The sequence below is a fragment of the Alloalcanivorax xenomutans genome, from assembly GCF_032810065.1.
Lineage (GTDB): Bacteria > Pseudomonadota > Gammaproteobacteria > Pseudomonadales > Alcanivoracaceae > Alloalcanivorax > Alloalcanivorax xenomutans.
This window is the reverse complement of record NZ_CP136538.1, coordinates 2,393,716-2,410,792: the sequence shown is the minus strand read 5'-3', so window position 1 is coordinate 2,410,792 and position 17,077 is coordinate 2,393,716. Positions and strand designations below refer to the sequence as shown.

Sequence of the window (17,077 nt, the reverse complement as noted above, 5' to 3'; positions counted from 1 at the left end):
CAAAGAAAGGGGCGATGCGAAAAGACATCGCGGTCCTCTTCCTCGTGGAAAAGGGCCGCGATGCTTTTTCCGGTGGATCAGCCGGCGGCTTTCTGCTCGCGGGCCATTTTGTTGACCTTGCGGCTGATGCGGTCCAGCTTTTTGCCCAGCGCGTCCATTTCGTCGCGAGTGGGCAGGCCAAGCACATGGGCCAGATTGGCACGCCAGTCCTGCGGGACCACGGCCTTGGCTTTGTCGCCAGCCTTGCCGCGCAGCGCTTCACCGGTTTCCACCAGCTCATTCAGCAGGCGCTCGCCGTTTTCGGTAATCCGATTCACGATTCCCCGGGCGGCTTTGTTAAGCTTGTCCGTTGTGGCGGACAGGCGCGTGCGCAAGCCGGTGGCTTCGGTTTGGGCTTCTGCTACGTCATGTTCACTCATTGAATGGCTCCTGTGCCAAGTCGTAAGCGTCGTGATAACGGCTACAAGTGTACGTTGAGTACATGCGGGGCTCTTTTTTTCTGTCGAACAATTCGACAACCAGCCAAATGCTAAGGAGAACAAGGTGGCGAATGAACAGACCGTGACCCTGTCGCAGGGCCGCTATCAGGGCGTACCGGGGGAGGGTGTCCACGAATTCCGCGGCGTGCCTTATGCATTGCCACCGCTGGGCGAGCGCCGTTTCAAAGCGCCCCAGCCGCTGCCCGACAGTGATCAGGTACAGCGGGCCGATCGCTATCCGCTGCCTTCCTTGCAGCGCCGCAACCCGCTGATGGGCGTGGAGGAATCCGGCGAGGATTGCCTGTATCTGAATATCTGGGTTCCCGAAGGCGAGGGGCCCTTTCCGGTGATGCTGTGGTATCACGGTGGCGGCTACACCGCCGGATCGGTTTCGCAGATGCTGTATAACGGCGCCGAACTGGCCCGGAATGGCAAGGTGGTGGTGGTCAACGCCGCCTATCGGCTGGGCGCCCATGGTTTCGCCGATTTCGCCTCGGTGCTGCCGGAAGCGGACAGCAACCTGGGGTTGCGCGATCAAATCGCCGCCCTGGAATGGGTGAATCGTCACATCGAGGCGTTCGGCGGCCGGGCTGACCAGGTGACCATTTTCGGTGAATCCGCCGGTGGTTTCAGTGTCGCCTCGCTGATGGCGGCGCCACGGGCGCGGCCACTGTTCCAGCGCGCCATCATCCAGTCCGGTGGCGCCGATTTCGTGCTATCGCCGGAGGAGTCGCGGCGCGTCACCGAGGCGTTCCTGGCGGCGCTACCCGGCGAGGGTGATGTCGCCGACCGTTTGCGGCAGGCCGACGGTGAAGCCTGGCTGTCGGCCCAGGGGGAGGCCCTGCGTACGTCGGTGGCGCGGGGATTGCGGGATTCCACTCCCCAGTTCGGGATGAATTTCCTGCCGATGGTGGACGGTGACCTGCTGCCGCGGGTTCCGGTCCAGGCCATGGCCGATGGTGCCTGCGCGGATATCGAGCTGCTCGCCGGGGTGTGCCGGGACGAGTGGAACTTCTTTCAATATTCCGGGCCGTTGGCCGGCTTCCCAACGGTTGAGCAGATGCGCGCCATGGACGATGCCGAGATTCTGCGCCGCTTCGAACGTGCCGCGCCGGGCAACGGCCAGCGCCTGTTCGACTACTATCGCGCCCACGTTACCCCGCACCCGCAGCGCAGCAACATGGACTGGTTCTCCGCCATGGAGAGCGACCGTCTTTTCCGGGTGCCGACGTTGCGTTTGCTGGACGCTCAGGCTGCCCGGCAGCCGCGCACCTGGGGGTTCCAGTTCACCTGGCCGAGCACCCAGTTCGGCATCCCCATGGGGGCCTGTCACGTGGTCGACGTGCCGTTCGTGTTTGGCATTACCGATACGCCGGTGGGGCAGTACTTCACCGGTGGCGGCGAACAGCCGAAACAGCTGGCCCGCCGGGTACAACAGGTGTGGAGCGACTTTGCCCACGGCCGTGGCGCTGACTGGGCCGCCTGGGGCGAAAGCCGCCGGGTGCACCAGTTCGGGCCCGGCGACAGTGAAACCGAGCTGCTGGACCAGGAAGGCGAAGCCCTGTGGGAGAGGGTTATTCCGCGCCCGGAGACTGCAAAATGATCACTAAAACCGTAGAATAGCGTCCCCAAACCCGATTCCACGGAGAGCAGTATGAGCGTGGCTCAAGCCATTGAGCGCAAAATCCGCGACGCCATGCCGGTCGTCCATGTCACGGTGGAGAACGAAAGCCACCGTCACAACGTGCCGGCCAACTCGGAAACCCACTTCAAACTGACGGTGGTGTCCGAGTCGTTCGCCGGCAAGATGCCGGTGCGCCGGCACCAGGCGATCTACGCGGTGTTGTCCGAGGAATTGGCCGGTCCGGTGCATGCACTGGCCCTGCATTTGTTTACCCCTGAGGAATGGAACGCCCGCGATGGCGAGGTGGCGGCCTCGCCGGATTGCCGTGGCGGCAGCAAACATGATCCGGAGTTCAGTCGATGAACGATGTCATCGTGGTGGCGGCGTTGTACCGCTTTACCCGTCTCGACGATTACCAGAACCTGCGTGAGCCATTGCTGGCGTGCATGACCGAAGCCGGCGTGCGCGGCACCCTGCTGCTGGCCCGCGAAGGCATCAACGGCACCATCGCCGGCAGCCGGGAAGGCATCGACGCGGTGCTGGCCTGGCTGGCGGCGGACGGTCGTTTTCAGGGGCTGGAGTACAAGGAATCCTATACCCACGAGCCGCCGTTCCTGCGCACCAAGGTGAAACTGAAGAAAGAGATCGTCACCATGGGCGTGGAGGATCTGGACCCCGACGCTGAACGTGGCACCTACCTGGAGGCGGAGGACTGGAACCGGGTCATCGCCGATCCGGAAACCCTGGTCATCGACACCCGCAACGACTACGAGTACGAAGTGGGCACCTTCGCCGGCGCGATCAATCCGCACACCAAGGCGTTCCGTGAGTTTCCGGATTATGTGCGTGAGAATCTGGACCCGGCCCGCCACAAACGGGTGGCAATGTTCTGCACCGGCGGGATCCGCTGTGAAAAATCCACCGCCTATCTGCGCCAGCAGGGCTTCGAGGAGGTGTATCACCTCAAAGGCGGGATCCTCAAATACCTGGAAGACGTGCCCAAGGACGAGTCATTGTGGCAGGGTGAATGCTTCGTGTTCGATGAGCGGGTTACCGTCGATCACGACCTCAAACCCGGCAAGTATCAGCAGTGCCACGCCTGCCGCCGGCCGATTTCCGATCAGGACAAGCTGTCGCCCATGTACGAGCCCGGTGTGTCCTGCCCGCGTTGTTACCATGAGTCCACGGCGGATCAGAAGGCCCGCTTCGCCGAGCGGCAGCGCCAGATCGAACTGTCCCGTCAGCGCGGCGAGGCCCACCTCGGACAAAACCCCCGGGAGTCCGGATCACGCTAACGGAGACCGGCATGTTCCGCTTCGCCTGCTGTGCTTTGCTGATGGCGCTCCCGCTGCTGGCGTGGCCGGAAGCGCCGGTGCGGGTGGCGGTGGCCGCCAATTTCGCCGGCCCCATGCGGCAACTGGTGGCGGATTACCAGTCCCGGCATAACGGGGCCGAGGTGGCGGTCAGCGTGGGATCCACCGGCAAACTCTATGCGCAGATACGGCAGGGCGCGCCGCTGGACCTGTTCCTCGCCGCTGATGAGGCCCGCCCGCGTCAGTTGGAGCAGCAGCAGCGGATTGTCGCCGGTAGCCGCCGCACCTACGCCCTGGGTGTGCTGGCTCTGTGGAGCCGGGAGCCGGGGCTGGCGCTGGGGGCGGCGCTTTTGAATGGCGGTGAACTGACGCCACTGGCGCTGGCCAATGCCCGCACCGCGCCCTACGGCGCCGCCGCCGAAGCGGTGCTGGCCACTCTGGCGTTGCCGGAGTCCGTCACCCTGGTGCGTGGTGAAAACGTGGGGCAGACCTTTCAATTCATCCAAAGCGGCGCCGCTCGGGCCGGGTTCGTTGCGCTGTCCCAGGTGCGCGAAGCCGGCGGCAGCCTCTGGCTGCCACCGGCGGAATCCTATCCGCCGATTCGCCAACAGGCGGTGCTGTTGGATGACCGGCCGGCGGCCCGCGCCTTCTATGATTTCCTGTTCAGTGACGCCGCCCGGCAACGGATCGAGGCGGCGGGATATCGGCTGGAGACGCCTTGATGCTGGCGGCCGGTGACACTCTGGCGTTATGGGTGAGTGTCAAACTGGCGCTGATCACCACCGTGATCCTGTTGCTGCTGTGCACGCCGCTGGCCTGGTGGCTGGCCCGCCGCGTCCGGCCCGGCCAGGCCCTGCTGGAAGCGCTGCTGGCGTTGCCGCTGGTGCTGCCGCCCACGGTGCTGGGCTTTTACCTGTTGCTGTTTCTTGGCCCGGACGGCCCCGGCGGCTGGCTGGGTTCCCTGCTGGAGCGGCCGGGGCTGGCGTTTTCCTTCGCCGGTCTGGTGATCGGCTCGGTGGTCTATTCACTGCCGTTCGTGCTGCAGCCGTTAAAGAACGCTTTCGCCGCCATCGACAAGGATGTCCTGGACATGGCCGCCGCCGCCGGCGCCGGCCCTCTCGACCGGTTCTTCTCCGTGGTGCTGCCATTGGCGCGCCCGGGCTATCTGTCCGCGGCGGTGCTCGGCTTCGCCCATACCCTGGGGGAGTTCGGTGTGGTGCTGATGATCGGCGGCAGCATCGCCGGCGAGACCCGGGTCGCCTCGGTGGCGCTGTATGAGCATGTGGAGGCGGGCGATTACGCCAGTGCCCAGCGCTTGGCGCTGGTGCTGGTGGTGCTGTCGCTGGTGCTGCTGTGGGCGGTGTTTCGCTGGCAAAAGAAAGCACGGGGGCCGCTATGAGTCTGTCCCTGGATATCGTCCTTCGTCGCGGCGCTTTTGAGCTTTCCGTGCAGGGAACGTTGCCGGAACGGGGCGTGACCATCCTGTTCGGTGAGTCCGGGGCTGGCAAAAGCAGTCTGCTGCGGGCGGTGGCGGGTCTTGAGCCTTGCCAGGGGCGCATTGAATTCGACGGTGAACGCTGGCAGGGCCGTGCCGGAATGCTGCCGGCCCATCGCCGGCCGGTGGGCCTGATGCTGCAGAAACCGACGTTGTTTCCTCATCTGGATGTGATCGGCAATCTCCGCTATGCCGCGCGGCGGGCGCCGGGGTCGGCGCAACGGTGGGAAGAAGTGCTGGAGCTGCTGTCGTTGACGCCCTTGTTGTCGCGCCGGGTGCGGGGGCTTTCCGGTGGCGAGGCCAGCCGTGTGGCATTGGGGCGGGCCTTGTTGAGCGCGCCGCGACTGCTGCTGCTGGACGAGCCGCTGGCGGCCCTGGATCAGGCCCGGCGCCAGGCGCTGATGGAGGTGATCGGCCGGGTGGCGAAGACCATTCCGGTGTTGTATGTCAGCCACCATCTGGATGAGGTACTGACATTGGGGGAGCATCTTTGGTGGTTGCGTGACGGCGCCCTGGCGGCGCAAGGCGAGGTCAATGATGTGCTGGCCGGCCCCGGCTCACCGCTGGCGGCGCATCGGGATGCGGCGGTGGTGCTGCGCACCCGCCATCTGCGTTACGAGCAGGACCATCATTTGCTGGTGCTGGCTCTGGGCGCCTGTGAGGTGAGAGTACCGGCCTCCGGGCCCGGCGGTGACACACCGCGTCTGCGGGTAGCGGCACGGGACGTGAGCCTGACATTGTCGCCGGCCACGGATTCCAGCGTGCTGAATATCCTTCCGGCGGTCGTTGACGACGTCCGCTCCCTGCCCCAAGGGCAATGCCTGGTGCGGCTGCGGTGCGAACAGCAATGGCTGTTGGCGCGCCTGTCCAGCTATTCCCGGGACCGGCTGGGGCTGGCCCCGGGAATCCGGGTCCATGCCCAGATCAAGGCCGCCGCGCTGGTGTAGCCAGCGGCGGCTCGGCCTCGCTATCGCAACCGGCCTGTCCGCGCCAGTCCGGCGCCAGCCCGAAGCGCAGCTCCCCGGTGGTGATGGTGCTGGTGCCGGAAAACAGGAACATGCCCACCGTCACTAACTGCAGGCAGAGAATCATACCCGGCTGCCACAGGGTGGTCAGACCGGCGCTCAACACCGGCACAACAGTGTCGCCGCCCGGTAGCAGCGCGCTGATCAGCAGGCCGTAGAGCGCCGCCAGGCTGGCCATGGTCTGGTAAACCGTAAAGCGCTTGCCGCCACGGAAATCCGCCCGTAAAAACTCCGAGTACACCCGCCACAATTGTCCGCCGGTCAGTGTCAGAGCGAAGGCGATGGCATAGAGTCCGTGGAAGTACAAGGCCATGCCCGCCAATGCCAGCAGGGTGTAGAACACGCAGGTGAGGGCCTGGATCGGAATCACCCGCACCGCTTCCATGTTCCCGGCGAAGGCGATCTTCTTGGTGAAGCCGTGAAAGACATGGTGCAAGCCGGCGAAACAACGCTGGGCCCAGGCCGGCGCCTGCTCCAGTGATTTGCCGTAACAGCAGCCGAAACTGATACAGGCGAGCCGGCCGACTCCCTCACCAAGCACATAAGCGATGGTCATGGCGGCCAGCAGCGGCATCACCGGCAACGGCTCTTGCCACCATTGCCGGGATAATTCATCGGCGCCCCACAGTAACAGCGGCGCCAGCAGGATACCGACGAAACTGGCACCGCCGACGGTAAAGCCGTGACGATTCTTTTCCACCACCGTGGCGATCAACTTGGCCGCCGGCAGACACACAGCCAGAATGCCGGCGGTGAGTCCCAGGGCGATGCCCAGAGGGACACCGGAGGCGGCGGTAAGCAATACGAACGCGGCCACGCCGAAGCCGCCGGCCAGACCGGTGAACAGTCCGTAATAAGTGAGGTTGAGCGTGCGCCAGGTGCCGTCACGGTTTTTCGCCAACGGCAGGCAGGCAACGAATTGCCAGCGTTCCCGTGGCAGTACCCGGAACAGGATCCGGTAGCTCAGTGCGAACAGTACCGCCAGGGCGAGCACAAAGAGATCCGCGTCCATGATTGTCCCTCCGCTTGTCCGATTCTACGGCAGGCTACGAGGGGGCGGGGACGGATCAGTGACGGATTATTGACGGTTTGGTGAAGGAGGAGGCCTACAACTTGCGCAGATAATATTCCGCCGCGTGAACGATCAGATCGGTGACCGAGCGATCCTCGCGCAGGGCCTGCATCTTCAGGCGTTTGTGCAGATCCGCGGGAATGTCGGCGGTGAGGCGGCGGTGACCCGCCCGTACCGAGCCGGTACGGCGCATGCGCGGTGCCCGTTTCGGAGTGGTCGGGAGGTTCTGCTGCTGGTCGACGAAATCGATCTGTTCCATGATGAGAAGCTGGCGGGGCTGAGATGCGCGAAGGATAATACATAGCGCCGCGGATGGACAGGAATTTACTTTCAATCCATCATGCAAGTGTTTGAAAAGCATAGGGAATAAAACGGACTATTTGTCATTGCCTGGGGGCGCGGCACGGTCGCGCGGCTTTTGCGGCTGTCCGGGTTGGGAACGGAGCAGGGGGAAGCGCCATGGAAACAGTGGCGACACTGATTATCGGCAGTGGTTTCGGCGGGTCGGTGATGGCCTGCCGGCTGGCGGAACGCGGGGAACGGGTGGTGGTGCTGGAGCGGGGGCGCCGCTGGCAATCACGGGACTACCCCAGTGTCAGTCAGGACAACTGGCTATGGGATGAGGACGAGCCCGAACATCAGAACGGCTGGCTCGACTTCCGCTACTTCGGTGACATGAGCATCGCCATGGGCGCGGGGGTGGGTGGCGGGTCGCTGATCTACGCCAACGTCAGCCTGGATGCCCGGCCGGAGATGTTCGAACAGGGCTGGCCGGAAGCCATTCGTTATCCGCAATTGAGCCGCCATTACCACACCGTCGGTCAAATGATGGGGGTGCAATCGCTGCCGGACAATCAATGGACACCGCGCACCCGCCTGATGCACGAAGCGGCGGAAAAGCTTGGTCACGGTGGCCGTTTCAAAGTGGTGCCGCAAGCGATCCAGTTCGATCCGGAGTGGCATGCCGGCCTCGATGACGCCTACGACTATCGCCACAGCAAAACCTGGACCAACGCCCACGGCCGGGAGCAAGGCACCTGCGTGCATTGCGGCAATTGCGATCTGGGATGCCCGGTGAACGCCAAGAACACCCTGGATCTGAACTATCTGGCGCGGGCCGAGCAGCATGGCGCCGATATCCGCCCGTTACATCATGTGCGCTGGATTCGTGCGCTGGAGGATGGGCGCTACGAGGTGGGGGTACGCGATCTGTTGGCCGGGGCCTGGCGCCGCTACCGTGCTGGCCGGGTGATCGTCGCCGCCGGCAGTGTCGGTTCCACCGAGTTGCTGTTGCGCTGTCGCGATCAGTATCGCACCTTGCCGAAGCTGAGCCGGGCATTGGGACGTAACTGGAGTTGCAACGGTGACTTCTTCACTCCGGCGCTCTATTCCGATCGTGAGATCGCGCCGACCCGAGGCCCCACCATCACCAGTGCCATCGATTACCTGGATGGCAGCGACAATGGCGCCCGCTACCTGGTGGAAGACGGCGGCTTGCCGGATCTGCTCGGCAACCTGTTGGAGCACACCGCCCGGCACCCGCGGCTGGCCCGCACCCGCCTTGGCGCGGCGATGCTGGAATATGGCGAGGACAGTAATCCCTTCCTGCGTATGATGCCGTGGTTCGGCCAGGCGGTGGACGATCCCGGTGGCCGCTTCCGGCTGGGCCGGCGCTGGTACGCGCCCTGGAAAAAGGACCGGCTGCGGCTGAAATGGGATTACCGCAAGGCGCAAAAAGCGGTGCAGGCGCTGGCCGACCGCCACCTGGCGTTGACTGAAGCCACCGGTGGCCGGGGCATGACGCCGGCCACCTGGAAGTGGTTCAAGAATCTGGTGACCCCCCATCCACTGGGAGGCTGCGGCATGGCCGACGACCCCAAGCAGGGGGTGGTGGACCACACCGGCGCGGTATTCCACTATCCCGGTCTGTATGTGGTGGATGGCGCCATGGTGCCCCGTGCCCTGGGATTGAACCCGTCCAAGACCATCGCCGCCCTGGCCGAGTACGCCGCCACGCGGATGCCGGGTTAACGCGTCGCCGTGCCGTCACTGATGACGCGGGCGCGGCTCAGATCGCGGCAGCCAGATGCTCCCGGAGTGCCTGCGCGGCTGGCGACGTTTGTCCTCGTGCCGAGCAGACCAGGCCGAACTCCCTCCGGATTCCAGGATCCAGGGGGAAATGCCGCAGTCCACGCAGGTTATCGGGCAGGCTGGATTCCGGCACCAGGGAAACGCCCATGCCTTCGCGGACCAACGCGCAGGCACTTGCCCAGTCCCGCACGGTGACGCGTACATCGTCCAATTCAAGACCGGCCTGGCGGACCAGGCTTTGCCCGTTCACCTTGCAGCCACCGGTGGCGAGAATAAACGGCTGCGCCGCCAGCTCCGCCAGCGTGATGCCCCGCGAGGTGGCGCGGCGGGCAAGTTCATGGGTGCCGGGAAGCAACGCGACCCAGGCATCACCGCCGAGCAGCAGCGCCTGACGCCCGCGGGCGGGATTTAACACGACCCCCAGGTCAATGGCGCCGTCCGCCAACCAGGCCTCCACTTCCTCATCGGTGCCTTCCAGGGAAACCACCTCGATGCCGGGGTGACGCAGCTGGAAATCACGCAGCATGGGTGGCAACAGTGTCGAGATGACCGAAGGAAAGCTGCCCAGGCGAAGGCGCCCGTGACGCAAGCCGTGGCTGTCATCGACCAGCGCGCGGATCGCGTCCAGATGGGCCAGCATGGCGCGGGCATGCTCCAGTATCGGTTCGCCCAGGGCGGTAACCCGTACCTGCTGCCGGGAGCGAGCGAAAAGCGTCAGACCGAGCGTCGATTCCAGCCGGGTGATGGCCTGGCTGGCGGCGGACTGGGTCATGCCCGCCTGTTCGGCGGCGCGGGTGATGTTGCCGCTGTCGGCGACCGCCACCATCAGGCGCCAATGGCTGAGGTTCATCATTGTCAGTAGCCAGGCTAATGATTGGAAAATTAAATATTAATTTCTCAGCTTTATCGGAGGGACGCAAACTGCCGGCGCTGTTTCCCGATGCTTATTTGCCGACGCTTTGGAGAGCCCGATGAAACTCTATGACGCCCCGCGTACCTGTTCCTTGTCGCCGCACATCGTATTGCACGAGCTGGCACTGCCATTTGAACGGATTCAGGTGGATAACCGTACCAAGAAAACCGCCGACGGCCGGGACTTCCTTACCATCAACCCCAAGGGATATGTTGCCGCCCTGGAACTGGACGGTGGCCGGGTTCTGACCGAAGGCGCGGTGATCGTGCAGTACCTGGCGGATCTGCGACCCGAACGGGGGCTCGCCCCTCCGGCGGGCGGTTGGGAGCGGGTGCGGCTACAGGAATGGCTCAATTTCGTCACCTGTGAAATCCACGCTGGCCTGGCGCCGTTGTTCAACAGCGCCTTGCCGGAGGCGGCCAGAGAGCATTTCATCGAGCGGCTTCAGCGGCGCCTGGATTATCTGCAGCCGATTCTGGTGCAACGCCCCTACCTGATGGAAAGCGGTTATAGCGTTGCCGATATTTATTTGTTCACGGTGTTGCGCTGGTGCCCGCTTTTCGCCATCGACCTGAATCCCTGGCCGGCGTTGCAGCGGCATCAGGAACGGATTGGTGAACGCCCGGCGGTGCGGACGGCGCTGCGAGCGGAAGCCGCGTCATGGCCAGTTCATGACCAACGCGGCTGGACCCGAGACTGACGAAGGTATTCGTTTTGCCGGGGTCAGACCTCGGCAAAAACGATTGGATGGCGTGCATCGGTGTCGGCACACTCCCGGGTTTCAGGTGACCGAACCAGGGGAAAGGAATGAGCGACGCATTGCAGTCCCAGGATTGGGCCAACGGACGGGGTGGTAAGTGGCAATCTCAGTTGAGTGCCATCGAGGCCATGCTCAAACCGGTGGATACGCCCTTGCTGGCGGCCATGGATCTGAGCCGTCCGGGCCGTATCGCCGACATCGGCTGCGGCGGGGGCGGCACCAGTCTGGCCATGGCGGCACGGGCGGCCGCTGGCAGCCAGGTATATGGTTTCGATATTGCCCCGGAACTGGTGGCCAGTGCCCGTGAGCGTGCGGTTGGCGCGGACGCTCCGGTGATCTTCGAGCAGTCCGACGTCACCGTCGCCGATCTTCCATCCCTCCGTTTCGATCAGTTGGTGTCCCGTTTCGGCATCATGTTCTTCGCCGAGCCAGCGGCGGCGTTCGCGCGCCTGGCGGACTGGTTGACGCCCGGCGGCAGCTTTACTTTCGCGGTCTGGGGACCGGCGGACGATAACCTGTGGATGGACGGGGCGCGCCGCGAGGTGGCCGCGGTGATGGCTCTGCCGGAACCGGACTGGCGGGCGCCGGGACCGTTTCGTTACGGCGATCCCGATCCGCTGCTGGCACTGCTGGCGGACGCCGGCTTCAGCGGCTTGCACGTGGACGAGTGGCGAGGGCCGTTACCGGTGGGCGGCGGATTGGCGCCGGAACAGGCGGCGGATTTCGCGTTATCCAGCTTCGCCATTTCGGAGCGTCTGGCCGATGCGGACGAATCCCAGCGTCAGACCGCCCGGCAACGACTGACGGAGCGATTCCGCAACCATGTGAGCAACGGCGAAGTGTGGATGGACGCCCGGGTTCATCTGGTTAGCGGACGGCGTTGACGGTCCGGCGGGGTTCTCAGCAGGAGTCGATTCGGGCGATGATGCGGATCCGGCCGAGAGCCCGATTGGTCGGATAAAGAGCGATCGGATAAAAAGCGAATGGATCTGCAGCAACTGACCGTATTCGTGGCGGTGGCCCGGGAAGGCTCCATTACCCGGGCCTCCCGCCTCCTGTGTCTGAGTCAGCCGGCGATCAGCGCCCGCGTTCAGGCGCTGGAGCAATCCCTGTCACTGACTCTGTTCCGACGCACCGCCCGGGGCATGAGCCTCACCGCCGACGGCGAAGCTTTGCTGGCCAAGGCGGAAGCGGTGCTGGCGGCCCGCCAGGATCTGCTGCGGCAGGCCGCCCGCCTGCGCGGCCGGCCGGCGGGCCGGTTGCGGCTGGGTGCCGGCCATAATATTCAGCCGGCACCGTTACAACGTTTGCTTTCCGAATTGGCACGGCACCATCCCGAGGTGGACTTGGTGCTGGAATACGGTGATTCGCGAGACCTCGCCAGAGCGCTTCATGAAGGCGGTCTGGACGCGGCTTTCTATCACTGCGGCGAGCTGGCGGGTGAGGCCCTGAACGCCTGGGAGTTGGCCCGCTTCAATATTCAGTTGGTGGCGCCGCCGGATTGGGTGGCACCGGGGCCGCTCGACTGGCGGCGCCTGGAGGCGTTGCCGTGGCTATGCCCCGGAGCCGATACCGGGTGCGGCCGGGCGGCGGAAGCGCTGTTCCGGCAGCACGGCATCCGGCCTCCGCGCATCATCCGGATCGACAAGGAAAGCATGACCCGGGATCTGGTCGCCGCCGGTGCCGGATTGGGACTGGTGCATGATGACGGCACCGAGGAGGTACCGCGTCAGGGCGGGGTGACGGTGCTCTGTGAAGCAGGACCGCCGGTGCGATTGGTATTCGCTCACCGCGCGGACCGGGCGGACGACCCCTTGCTGAACAGGGCCAGCGCTCTGGTGGGCGGCGTGCCATTACACTGATAGCGCTTCGGCGCCACTGCCCGCCAGGCGAGCGCGTCTGTATCATGACGCCCCATGACCACGAATGCGTTTTCTCCCTCCGATTCCCTGCCGGTGGACGAGGTTCTGCCGGACCTGCTCGACGCCCTGCGACAGCACGGCGGCGCCGTGCTGGAAGCGCCGCCGGGAGCCGGCAAATCCACCCGTGTGCCGCTGGCGCTGCTGGATGCCGGCTGGCGCCAGGAGCGCCGCATTCTGATGCTGGAGCCGCGCCGGGTGGCGGCCCGCTCGGTGGCCGCTTATATGGCATCGCAACTGGGCGAGCCGGTGGGGCAGAGAATTGGCTATCGTACCCGGCTGGACAGCCGCGTGGGCAAGGACACGGTGATCGAAGTGGTCACCGAAGGTGTGCTCACCCGCATGCTGCATGAGGACCCTGCTCTGGAGCGGTATGCGGCGGTGCTGTTCGACGAGTTTCACGAGCGTTCCCTGCAGGCGGATCTGGGCCTGGCCCTGGTGCAGGAAGTGCGGCAGGCGTTGCGCGAGGACCTGCGTCTGCTGGTGATGTCGGCGACCCTGGACGCGGAGCCGCTGGGCGAAGGGCTGGCGTTGCCGGTGGTGCGCAGCGAAGGGCGGCAGTATCCGGTGGCGGTGCACTATCGGGCGCCGGGACGGGAGCGCCATTGGCTGGATCATTGCGCCGACTGCGTGCGTGAGGTGGCGGGGGAGGGCACGGTGCTGGTGTTCTTGCCCGGCGCCGGGGAAATTCGCCGATTGAGCGAGGCCCTGGCCGGACTCGACTGCGCGGTGGAGGTTCTGCACGGTCGCCTCGATGGTGATGAGCAACAGCGGGTCCTGCGCGCCAGTCAGGGGCCGCGGGTGGTGCTGGCCACCAATGTGGCGGAGACCAGCGTGACGTTGGACGGCGTTACCACAGTGGTGGACAGCGGTTTGCAGCGTAGCCCGCAATACGATCCACGGCGCCATCGCAGCCGCCTGACCACCCGGCGTATCAGCCAGGCCAACGCTGACCAGCGCGCCGGGCGCGCCGGGCGGCTTGGGCCGGGCCAGTGCCTGCGGTTGTGGTCCCGGGAGGAAGTGCTGGCCCGTCATATCGAAGCGGAGACCAGCCAGGTGGCGCTGGACGGTTTGGTGTTGGATCTGGCCCGTTGGGGGTGTCGCGACCCCGGTGAATTGTTCTGGCTGACGCCGCCGCCGGCGGGGCCCTGGCGGGCGGCGCGGGCGCGGCTGGAACGGTTGGGCGCGCTCGATGACAGGGGCGCGCTCAGCGAACTGGGCCGGGCGCTGGCGGAACTGCCAATGGACCCGGAGCAGGGGGCTTTGGTGGTGCGCGGCCATCAACACGGCTGCTCGGAAAGCGCGGCGGTACTGGCGTTGCTGATTCAGGACGCGCCGGCGGGGCTGGACCGGGAAGTGGATTTGCAACGGCGTTGGCAACGGTATCGAGCCCGCCCGGGGGATTGGCCGTTACTGCGTAAAGCGTTGCGGCGTTTACGCGGCGTGCGGGCGGATCGGCAGGAAGCCGACGCCAGTCTGTTAGGGCGGGTGCTGGCGGAGGCCTTTCCGGATGGCCTGGCCCGCCGGCGGGAGCAAGGCACAAGTCGTCATAGCGCCGCTGATGGCGCTCGTTACGTCCTCGCTGACGGCTCTCGTTATGTCCTGGCTGATGGCTCTGGCGCCCGTCTGCAACCGGGCTCGGCGCTGGCCGGCCATGAATGGCTGGTGGTGTTGGACACCGACGGTGATCCCAGGGAGGGCCGGATCCGGTTGGCTTGGGGATTGGACGAGGAAGTGCTGGCCACGGTTCTGGAGCGGGCTCCCTGGAAAGAACAAGTGGGATGGGACGAGCACCGCGAGCGGGTGGTGGCCGAGCAGATACGCGCTGTGGGGCAACTGGTGATTGAGCGGCGTCCGTTGCCCTCGCCATCGCCGGCGTTGATCGAACAGGGTTTGCTGGCCGGTATTCGTCAGCGGGGGCTGTCGGTGCTGCCGTGGGAGCCCCGCTGGCGCCAGTGGCAAGCACGGGTGAACTGGATGCATCGGCTGCGGCCGCAAGAGTGGCCGGCGGCGGACGATGACAGCCTGCTCGCCACACTGGAATCCTGGCTGCTGCCGTTCCTGGCCGGGCACCGTGGTTTGCGGGATCTGCGTGCTTTGCCGCTGGGGCAGGCGTTGTCCCTGTGGCTTGGCCACGAACGGCAGGCGTGGCTGGATCAGTGGTTGCCGGAACGCTGCACGGTGGCGTCGGGGCGTTCGGTGCCGATCGATTATTTGCCCGACGGCGGCCCGCGCCTGGAGGTAAAGTTGCAGGAGTGTTTCGGCATGGAAGCGCTGCCGTCCCTGGCTGACGGGCAACTGCCTCTGACCGCCTCGCTGTTGACCCCGGCCGGACGTCCGGCGGCCATCACCGGGGATCTCGGCCGTTTCTGGCGCGAGGGTTACGCCGAGGTCCGCAAGGACCTGCGCGGTCGCTATCCCAAACACCCATGGCCGGAGGACCCACTGCGGGCCGAGGCGACGGCGCGGACCAAGAAAGGCATGGGGCGGGGGTAACATGTTCGCACGCCGATTCGCTGCCAGAGCAACTGACCACGAAGCCACCGTGGGATCTGGTCCGGGCGGCGGGCCGCTGCAAGCGAATGACCTGATGCGGAAGGCCACATTCGCCAGCAGGCTGGCTCCCACAGCAATTCCTTAGTCCTTTCCATGTCGCTATTAGCCTGATTGACCACGCATCCCGCAGTGTGATCGTTTCGGCCCTTTCCCTGGAACACGCCCTCTGCTATCAATAGCCGCTTTCGGAGGGAGCGAAATATGAAATTTGATTCCATTATGGTTGCGGCCGAAGCCAATGAAATGATTCTGCCCGAAGGTTGGGGGCAGGGCCGCGCCACTTTTGGTGGTTTGATGGGCGCCATTCTGATCCGTCACATGCAGGCGTATCTGGCTCGGGAACTGCCGGAGCCGCCGCCTTTACGTTCTTTTGCCCTGACTTTTGTCGGTCCCGCCGTTCCGGGGCCGCTGGCGCTGAGCGCGGAAATCCTGCGCAGCGGCAAATCCGTGACCCAGATGCAGGTCACCGCCCGTCAGGAAGGGCAGGTGGTGAGCACCATGCTGGCCAGCCTGGGCCATGCCCGTGAATCTTCCATCCGGGTCCCGGGACCGGCGGCGCCGGATTGGAAACCCGCCGAGGAGTACCACGCCATCCCGTTCATGGAGGGCGTCTCCCCGGATTTTCTGCGCGAATTCGAGATGCGCCCGGTGGCCGGCCAGTTCCCGTACTCTGGCAGCGACAAGCCGGACTTCGAAGGTTATATGAGCTTCCGTGAGCGCCCGGAGCGCCAGGATGCCGCCAGTCTTGCATGTTTGGTGGATGTCTGGCCGCCGTCGGTGATTCCGATGCTGACCAAACGGGCTCCGTCCAGCTCCATGACCTGGATCATGGAATTTCTGGAGGATCCGGCCGAGCTGCCGTGGACCGATCACTGGTTGTACACCGTGCATACCGACAGCTTCGCCGACGGCTACGGCCAGAATCGCTCGGTGATCTGGGATGGCGAAGGGCGTCCGGTGGCGTTCAGTCGCCAGACCATCGTGGTGTTTGGCTGATTCCATGAGCGGGCTTGAGCTGCCTCCTCTGCATCCGGCGGACCTGGGAGCACGGGTGCCGCGCCGCGGCAGTGCGCCGATGGCGTTGCTGGGCCGCTGGATTCTGCGCGCCATCGGCTGGAAAGTGGTGGGGCGTTTGCCCGATATTCCACGGGCGGTGATGATCGCCGCTCCGCACACTTCCAATTACGACGGGCTGGTGGGCATCAGCGCGATCCAGAGCCTGCGCCTGGACATTCGTTTCATGGCCAAGCACACCTTGTTCCGGGGGCCCACCGGCGTACTGCTCAAGGCGCTCGGCGGCATCCCCGTGCATCGGGGCCGCGCCGGCGGGCTGGTGGAGGAAACGCAAAGAGTATTGGCGGCCGGCGATCCGTTCTGGCTTGGTATCACGCCGGAAGGCACTCGCACCGGGGCGCGGGAATGGAAGACCGGTTTCTATCGGATCGCGCTGGCGCTGAAATTGCCGATCATCGTGGTGACGTTCTGCTATCGCCGCAAGGAAGCGCGGATTCTGGACGCGTTCTGGCCCACCGGCGATGTGGAGAAGGATCTGGAAGCGATCTACGCCTTGCTGGACGACGTCGAGCCACGCCATCCGGAAAGGCTGTCGGCGCCGCTCAAGCGCGGCCGGCAACATCCGTGAAAAAACTCGCGCTCGGACAGATCCCAGGGACATGAATTCAGAGATTGCTACAAGGCCGCTGTAGGGCCTTGCCCTGCAAGCGAATCGGGCTTTCGGGTCCCAGAAATTTCGTTTGCAAGGCAAACTCCTACAGCGGCTTCGTAGCGTGTAGGTGTGTTAGAACGTCATCTCAAATAAAAGGGCCACGG

Annotated in this window: 17 protein-coding genes; 13 read left to right on the top strand and 4 right to left on the bottom strand. The window is 65.1% G+C overall.

Annotated features, from left to right (window positions below; all coding sequences use genetic code 11):
- Nucleotides 1-77: 77 nt before the first annotated feature.
- Complete coding sequence (locus RYH70_RS11185) at nt 78-419, bottom strand: hypothetical protein (RefSeq protein ID WP_063140041.1); 342 nt, start codon at nt 417-419, stop codon at nt 78-80.
- A gap of 124 nt (nt 420-543) precedes the next feature.
- On the opposite strand from RYH70_RS11185, the gene RYH70_RS11180 reads away from it, so the two are divergent.
- From RYH70_RS11180 to modC, 6 genes are read left to right on the top strand one after another with little or no spacing between them, the layout of a single operon-like run.
- Nucleotides 544-2,082: a carboxylesterase/lipase family protein gene (locus tag RYH70_RS11180; RefSeq protein WP_317009129.1), complete on the top strand. Its 1,539-nt coding sequence runs from the start codon at nt 544-546 to the stop codon at nt 2,080-2,082.
- A gap of 51 nt (nt 2,083-2,133) precedes the next feature.
- Entirely contained in the window at nt 2,134-2,466 is a 333-nt protein-coding gene (locus RYH70_RS11175) for a BolA family protein (RefSeq protein ID WP_022994227.1), read from the top strand.
- Nucleotides 2,463-3,398 (top strand): oxygen-dependent tRNA uridine(34) hydroxylase TrhO, encoded by a 936-nt coding sequence (gene trhO, locus RYH70_RS11170; RefSeq protein ID WP_022994226.1) that lies wholly within the window; start codon nt 2,463-2,465, stop codon nt 3,396-3,398. Before RYH70_RS11175 ends, trhO begins: the two co-directional genes overlap by 4 nt.
- 11 nt (nt 3,399-3,409) lie before the next feature.
- Complete coding sequence (gene modA, locus RYH70_RS11165) at nt 3,410-4,138, top strand: molybdate ABC transporter substrate-binding protein (protein ID WP_097058454.1); 729 nt, start codon at nt 3,410-3,412, stop codon at nt 4,136-4,138.
- Entirely contained in the window at nt 4,138-4,815 is a 678-nt protein-coding gene (gene modB, locus RYH70_RS11160; protein WP_055099969.1) for a molybdate ABC transporter permease subunit, read from the top strand. The genes modA and modB overlap by 1 nt, the downstream gene beginning before the upstream one ends.
- On the top strand, nt 4,812-5,858 hold the full coding sequence (modC, locus tag RYH70_RS11155; RefSeq protein ID WP_317009128.1) for a molybdenum ABC transporter ATP-binding protein: 1,047 nt from the start codon (nt 4,812-4,814) through the stop codon (nt 5,856-5,858). Before modB ends, modC begins: the two co-directional genes overlap by 4 nt.
- Here modC and RYH70_RS11150 read toward each other — a convergent pair.
- Nucleotides 5,836-6,948 carry a hypothetical protein gene (locus RYH70_RS11150; protein ID WP_317009127.1) on the bottom strand — a complete coding sequence of 371 codons (1,113 nt, stop codon included), beginning with the start codon at nt 6,946-6,948 and terminating at the stop codon, nt 5,836-5,838. The genes modC and RYH70_RS11150 overlap by 23 nt on opposite strands.
- 94 nt (nt 6,949-7,042) lie before the next feature.
- Nucleotides 7,043-7,267: a hypothetical protein gene (locus RYH70_RS11145; RefSeq protein WP_063140071.1), complete on the bottom strand. Its 225-nt coding sequence runs from the start codon at nt 7,265-7,267 to the stop codon at nt 7,043-7,045.
- 200 nt (nt 7,268-7,467) lie between these two features.
- On the opposite strand from RYH70_RS11145, the gene RYH70_RS11140 reads away from it, so the two are divergent.
- Nucleotides 7,468-9,039 carry a GMC oxidoreductase gene (locus RYH70_RS11140; RefSeq protein WP_022994220.1) on the top strand — a complete coding sequence of 524 codons (1,572 nt, stop codon included), beginning with the start codon at nt 7,468-7,470 and terminating at the stop codon, nt 9,037-9,039.
- A gap of 37 nt (nt 9,040-9,076) precedes the next feature.
- On the opposite strand, the gene RYH70_RS11135 is transcribed toward RYH70_RS11140, so the two are convergent.
- Nucleotides 9,077-9,952 (bottom strand): LysR family transcriptional regulator, encoded by an 876-nt coding sequence (locus tag RYH70_RS11135; protein WP_080531011.1) that lies wholly within the window; start codon nt 9,950-9,952, stop codon nt 9,077-9,079.
- Nucleotides 9,953-10,070: 118 nt separating this feature from the next.
- On the opposite strand from RYH70_RS11135, the gene gstA reads away from it, so the two are divergent.
- From gstA to RYH70_RS11105, 6 genes are all read left to right on the top strand, one after another.
- The gene (gene gstA, locus RYH70_RS11130) at nt 10,071-10,712 is read left to right on the top strand and encodes a glutathione transferase GstA (protein ID WP_317009126.1); all 642 of its coding nucleotides are present in this window, start codon (nt 10,071-10,073) and stop codon (nt 10,710-10,712) included.
- Between the two features lie 107 nt (nt 10,713-10,819).
- On the top strand, nt 10,820-11,656 hold the full coding sequence (locus RYH70_RS11125) for a class I SAM-dependent methyltransferase (protein ID WP_317009125.1): 837 nt from the start codon (nt 10,820-10,822) through the stop codon (nt 11,654-11,656).
- A gap of 99 nt (nt 11,657-11,755) precedes the next feature.
- Nucleotides 11,756-12,634, top strand: coding sequence for a LysR family transcriptional regulator (locus RYH70_RS11120; protein WP_317009124.1), 879 nt, complete (start codon nt 11,756-11,758; stop codon nt 12,632-12,634).
- Between the two features lie 54 nt (nt 12,635-12,688).
- Nucleotides 12,689-15,187: an ATP-dependent helicase HrpB gene (gene hrpB / locus RYH70_RS11115; RefSeq protein WP_317009123.1), complete on the top strand. Its 2,499-nt coding sequence runs from the start codon at nt 12,689-12,691 to the stop codon at nt 15,185-15,187.
- Nucleotides 15,188-15,448: 261 nt separating this feature from the next.
- Nucleotides 15,449-16,243, top strand: coding sequence for a thioesterase family protein (locus RYH70_RS11110; protein ID WP_022994931.1), 795 nt, complete (start codon nt 15,449-15,451; stop codon nt 16,241-16,243).
- Between the two features lie 4 nt (nt 16,244-16,247).
- Nucleotides 16,248-16,889: a 1-acyl-sn-glycerol-3-phosphate acyltransferase gene (locus RYH70_RS11105; protein ID WP_317009122.1), complete on the top strand. Its 642-nt coding sequence runs from the start codon at nt 16,248-16,250 to the stop codon at nt 16,887-16,889.
- Nucleotides 16,890-17,077: the final 188 nt, after the last annotated feature.

What these genes read in the sequence shown, in the direction of transcription:
- RYH70_RS11185 (WP_063140041.1), bottom strand. Translation starts at nt 419, where the DNA reads ATGAGTGAACATGACGTAGCAGAAGCCCAAACCGAAGCCACCGGCTTG.
- RYH70_RS11175 (WP_022994227.1), top strand. Translation starts at nt 2,134, where the DNA reads ATGAGCGTGGCTCAAGCCATTGAGCGCAAAATCCGCGACGCCATGCCG.
- trhO (WP_022994226.1), top strand. Translation starts at nt 2,463, where the DNA reads ATGAACGATGTCATCGTGGTGGCGGCGTTGTACCGCTTTACCCGTCTC.
- modA (WP_097058454.1), top strand. Translation starts at nt 3,410, where the DNA reads ATGTTCCGCTTCGCCTGCTGTGCTTTGCTGATGGCGCTCCCGCTGCTG.
- modB (WP_055099969.1), top strand. Translation starts at nt 4,138, where the DNA reads ATGCTGGCGGCCGGTGACACTCTGGCGTTATGGGTGAGTGTCAAACTG.
- modC (WP_317009128.1), top strand. Translation starts at nt 4,812, where the DNA reads ATGAGTCTGTCCCTGGATATCGTCCTTCGTCGCGGCGCTTTTGAGCTT.
- RYH70_RS11150 (WP_317009127.1), bottom strand. Translation starts at nt 6,948, where the DNA reads ATGGACGCGGATCTCTTTGTGCTCGCCCTGGCGGTACTGTTCGCACTG.
- RYH70_RS11145 (WP_063140071.1), bottom strand. Translation starts at nt 7,267, where the DNA reads ATGGAACAGATCGATTTCGTCGACCAGCAGCAGAACCTCCCGACCACT.
- RYH70_RS11140 (WP_022994220.1), top strand. Translation starts at nt 7,468, where the DNA reads ATGGAAACAGTGGCGACACTGATTATCGGCAGTGGTTTCGGCGGGTCG.
- RYH70_RS11135 (WP_080531011.1), bottom strand. Translation starts at nt 9,952, where the DNA reads ATGATGAACCTCAGCCATTGGCGCCTGATGGTGGCGGTCGCCGACAGC.
- gstA (WP_317009126.1), top strand. Translation starts at nt 10,071, where the DNA reads ATGAAACTCTATGACGCCCCGCGTACCTGTTCCTTGTCGCCGCACATC.
- RYH70_RS11125 (WP_317009125.1), top strand. Translation starts at nt 10,820, where the DNA reads ATGAGCGACGCATTGCAGTCCCAGGATTGGGCCAACGGACGGGGTGGT.
- RYH70_RS11120 (WP_317009124.1), top strand. Translation starts at nt 11,756, where the DNA reads ATGGATCTGCAGCAACTGACCGTATTCGTGGCGGTGGCCCGGGAAGGC.
- hrpB (WP_317009123.1), top strand. Translation starts at nt 12,689, where the DNA reads ATGACCACGAATGCGTTTTCTCCCTCCGATTCCCTGCCGGTGGACGAG.
- RYH70_RS11110 (WP_022994931.1), top strand. Translation starts at nt 15,449, where the DNA reads ATGAAATTTGATTCCATTATGGTTGCGGCCGAAGCCAATGAAATGATT.
- RYH70_RS11105 (WP_317009122.1), top strand. Translation starts at nt 16,248, where the DNA reads ATGAGCGGGCTTGAGCTGCCTCCTCTGCATCCGGCGGACCTGGGAGCA.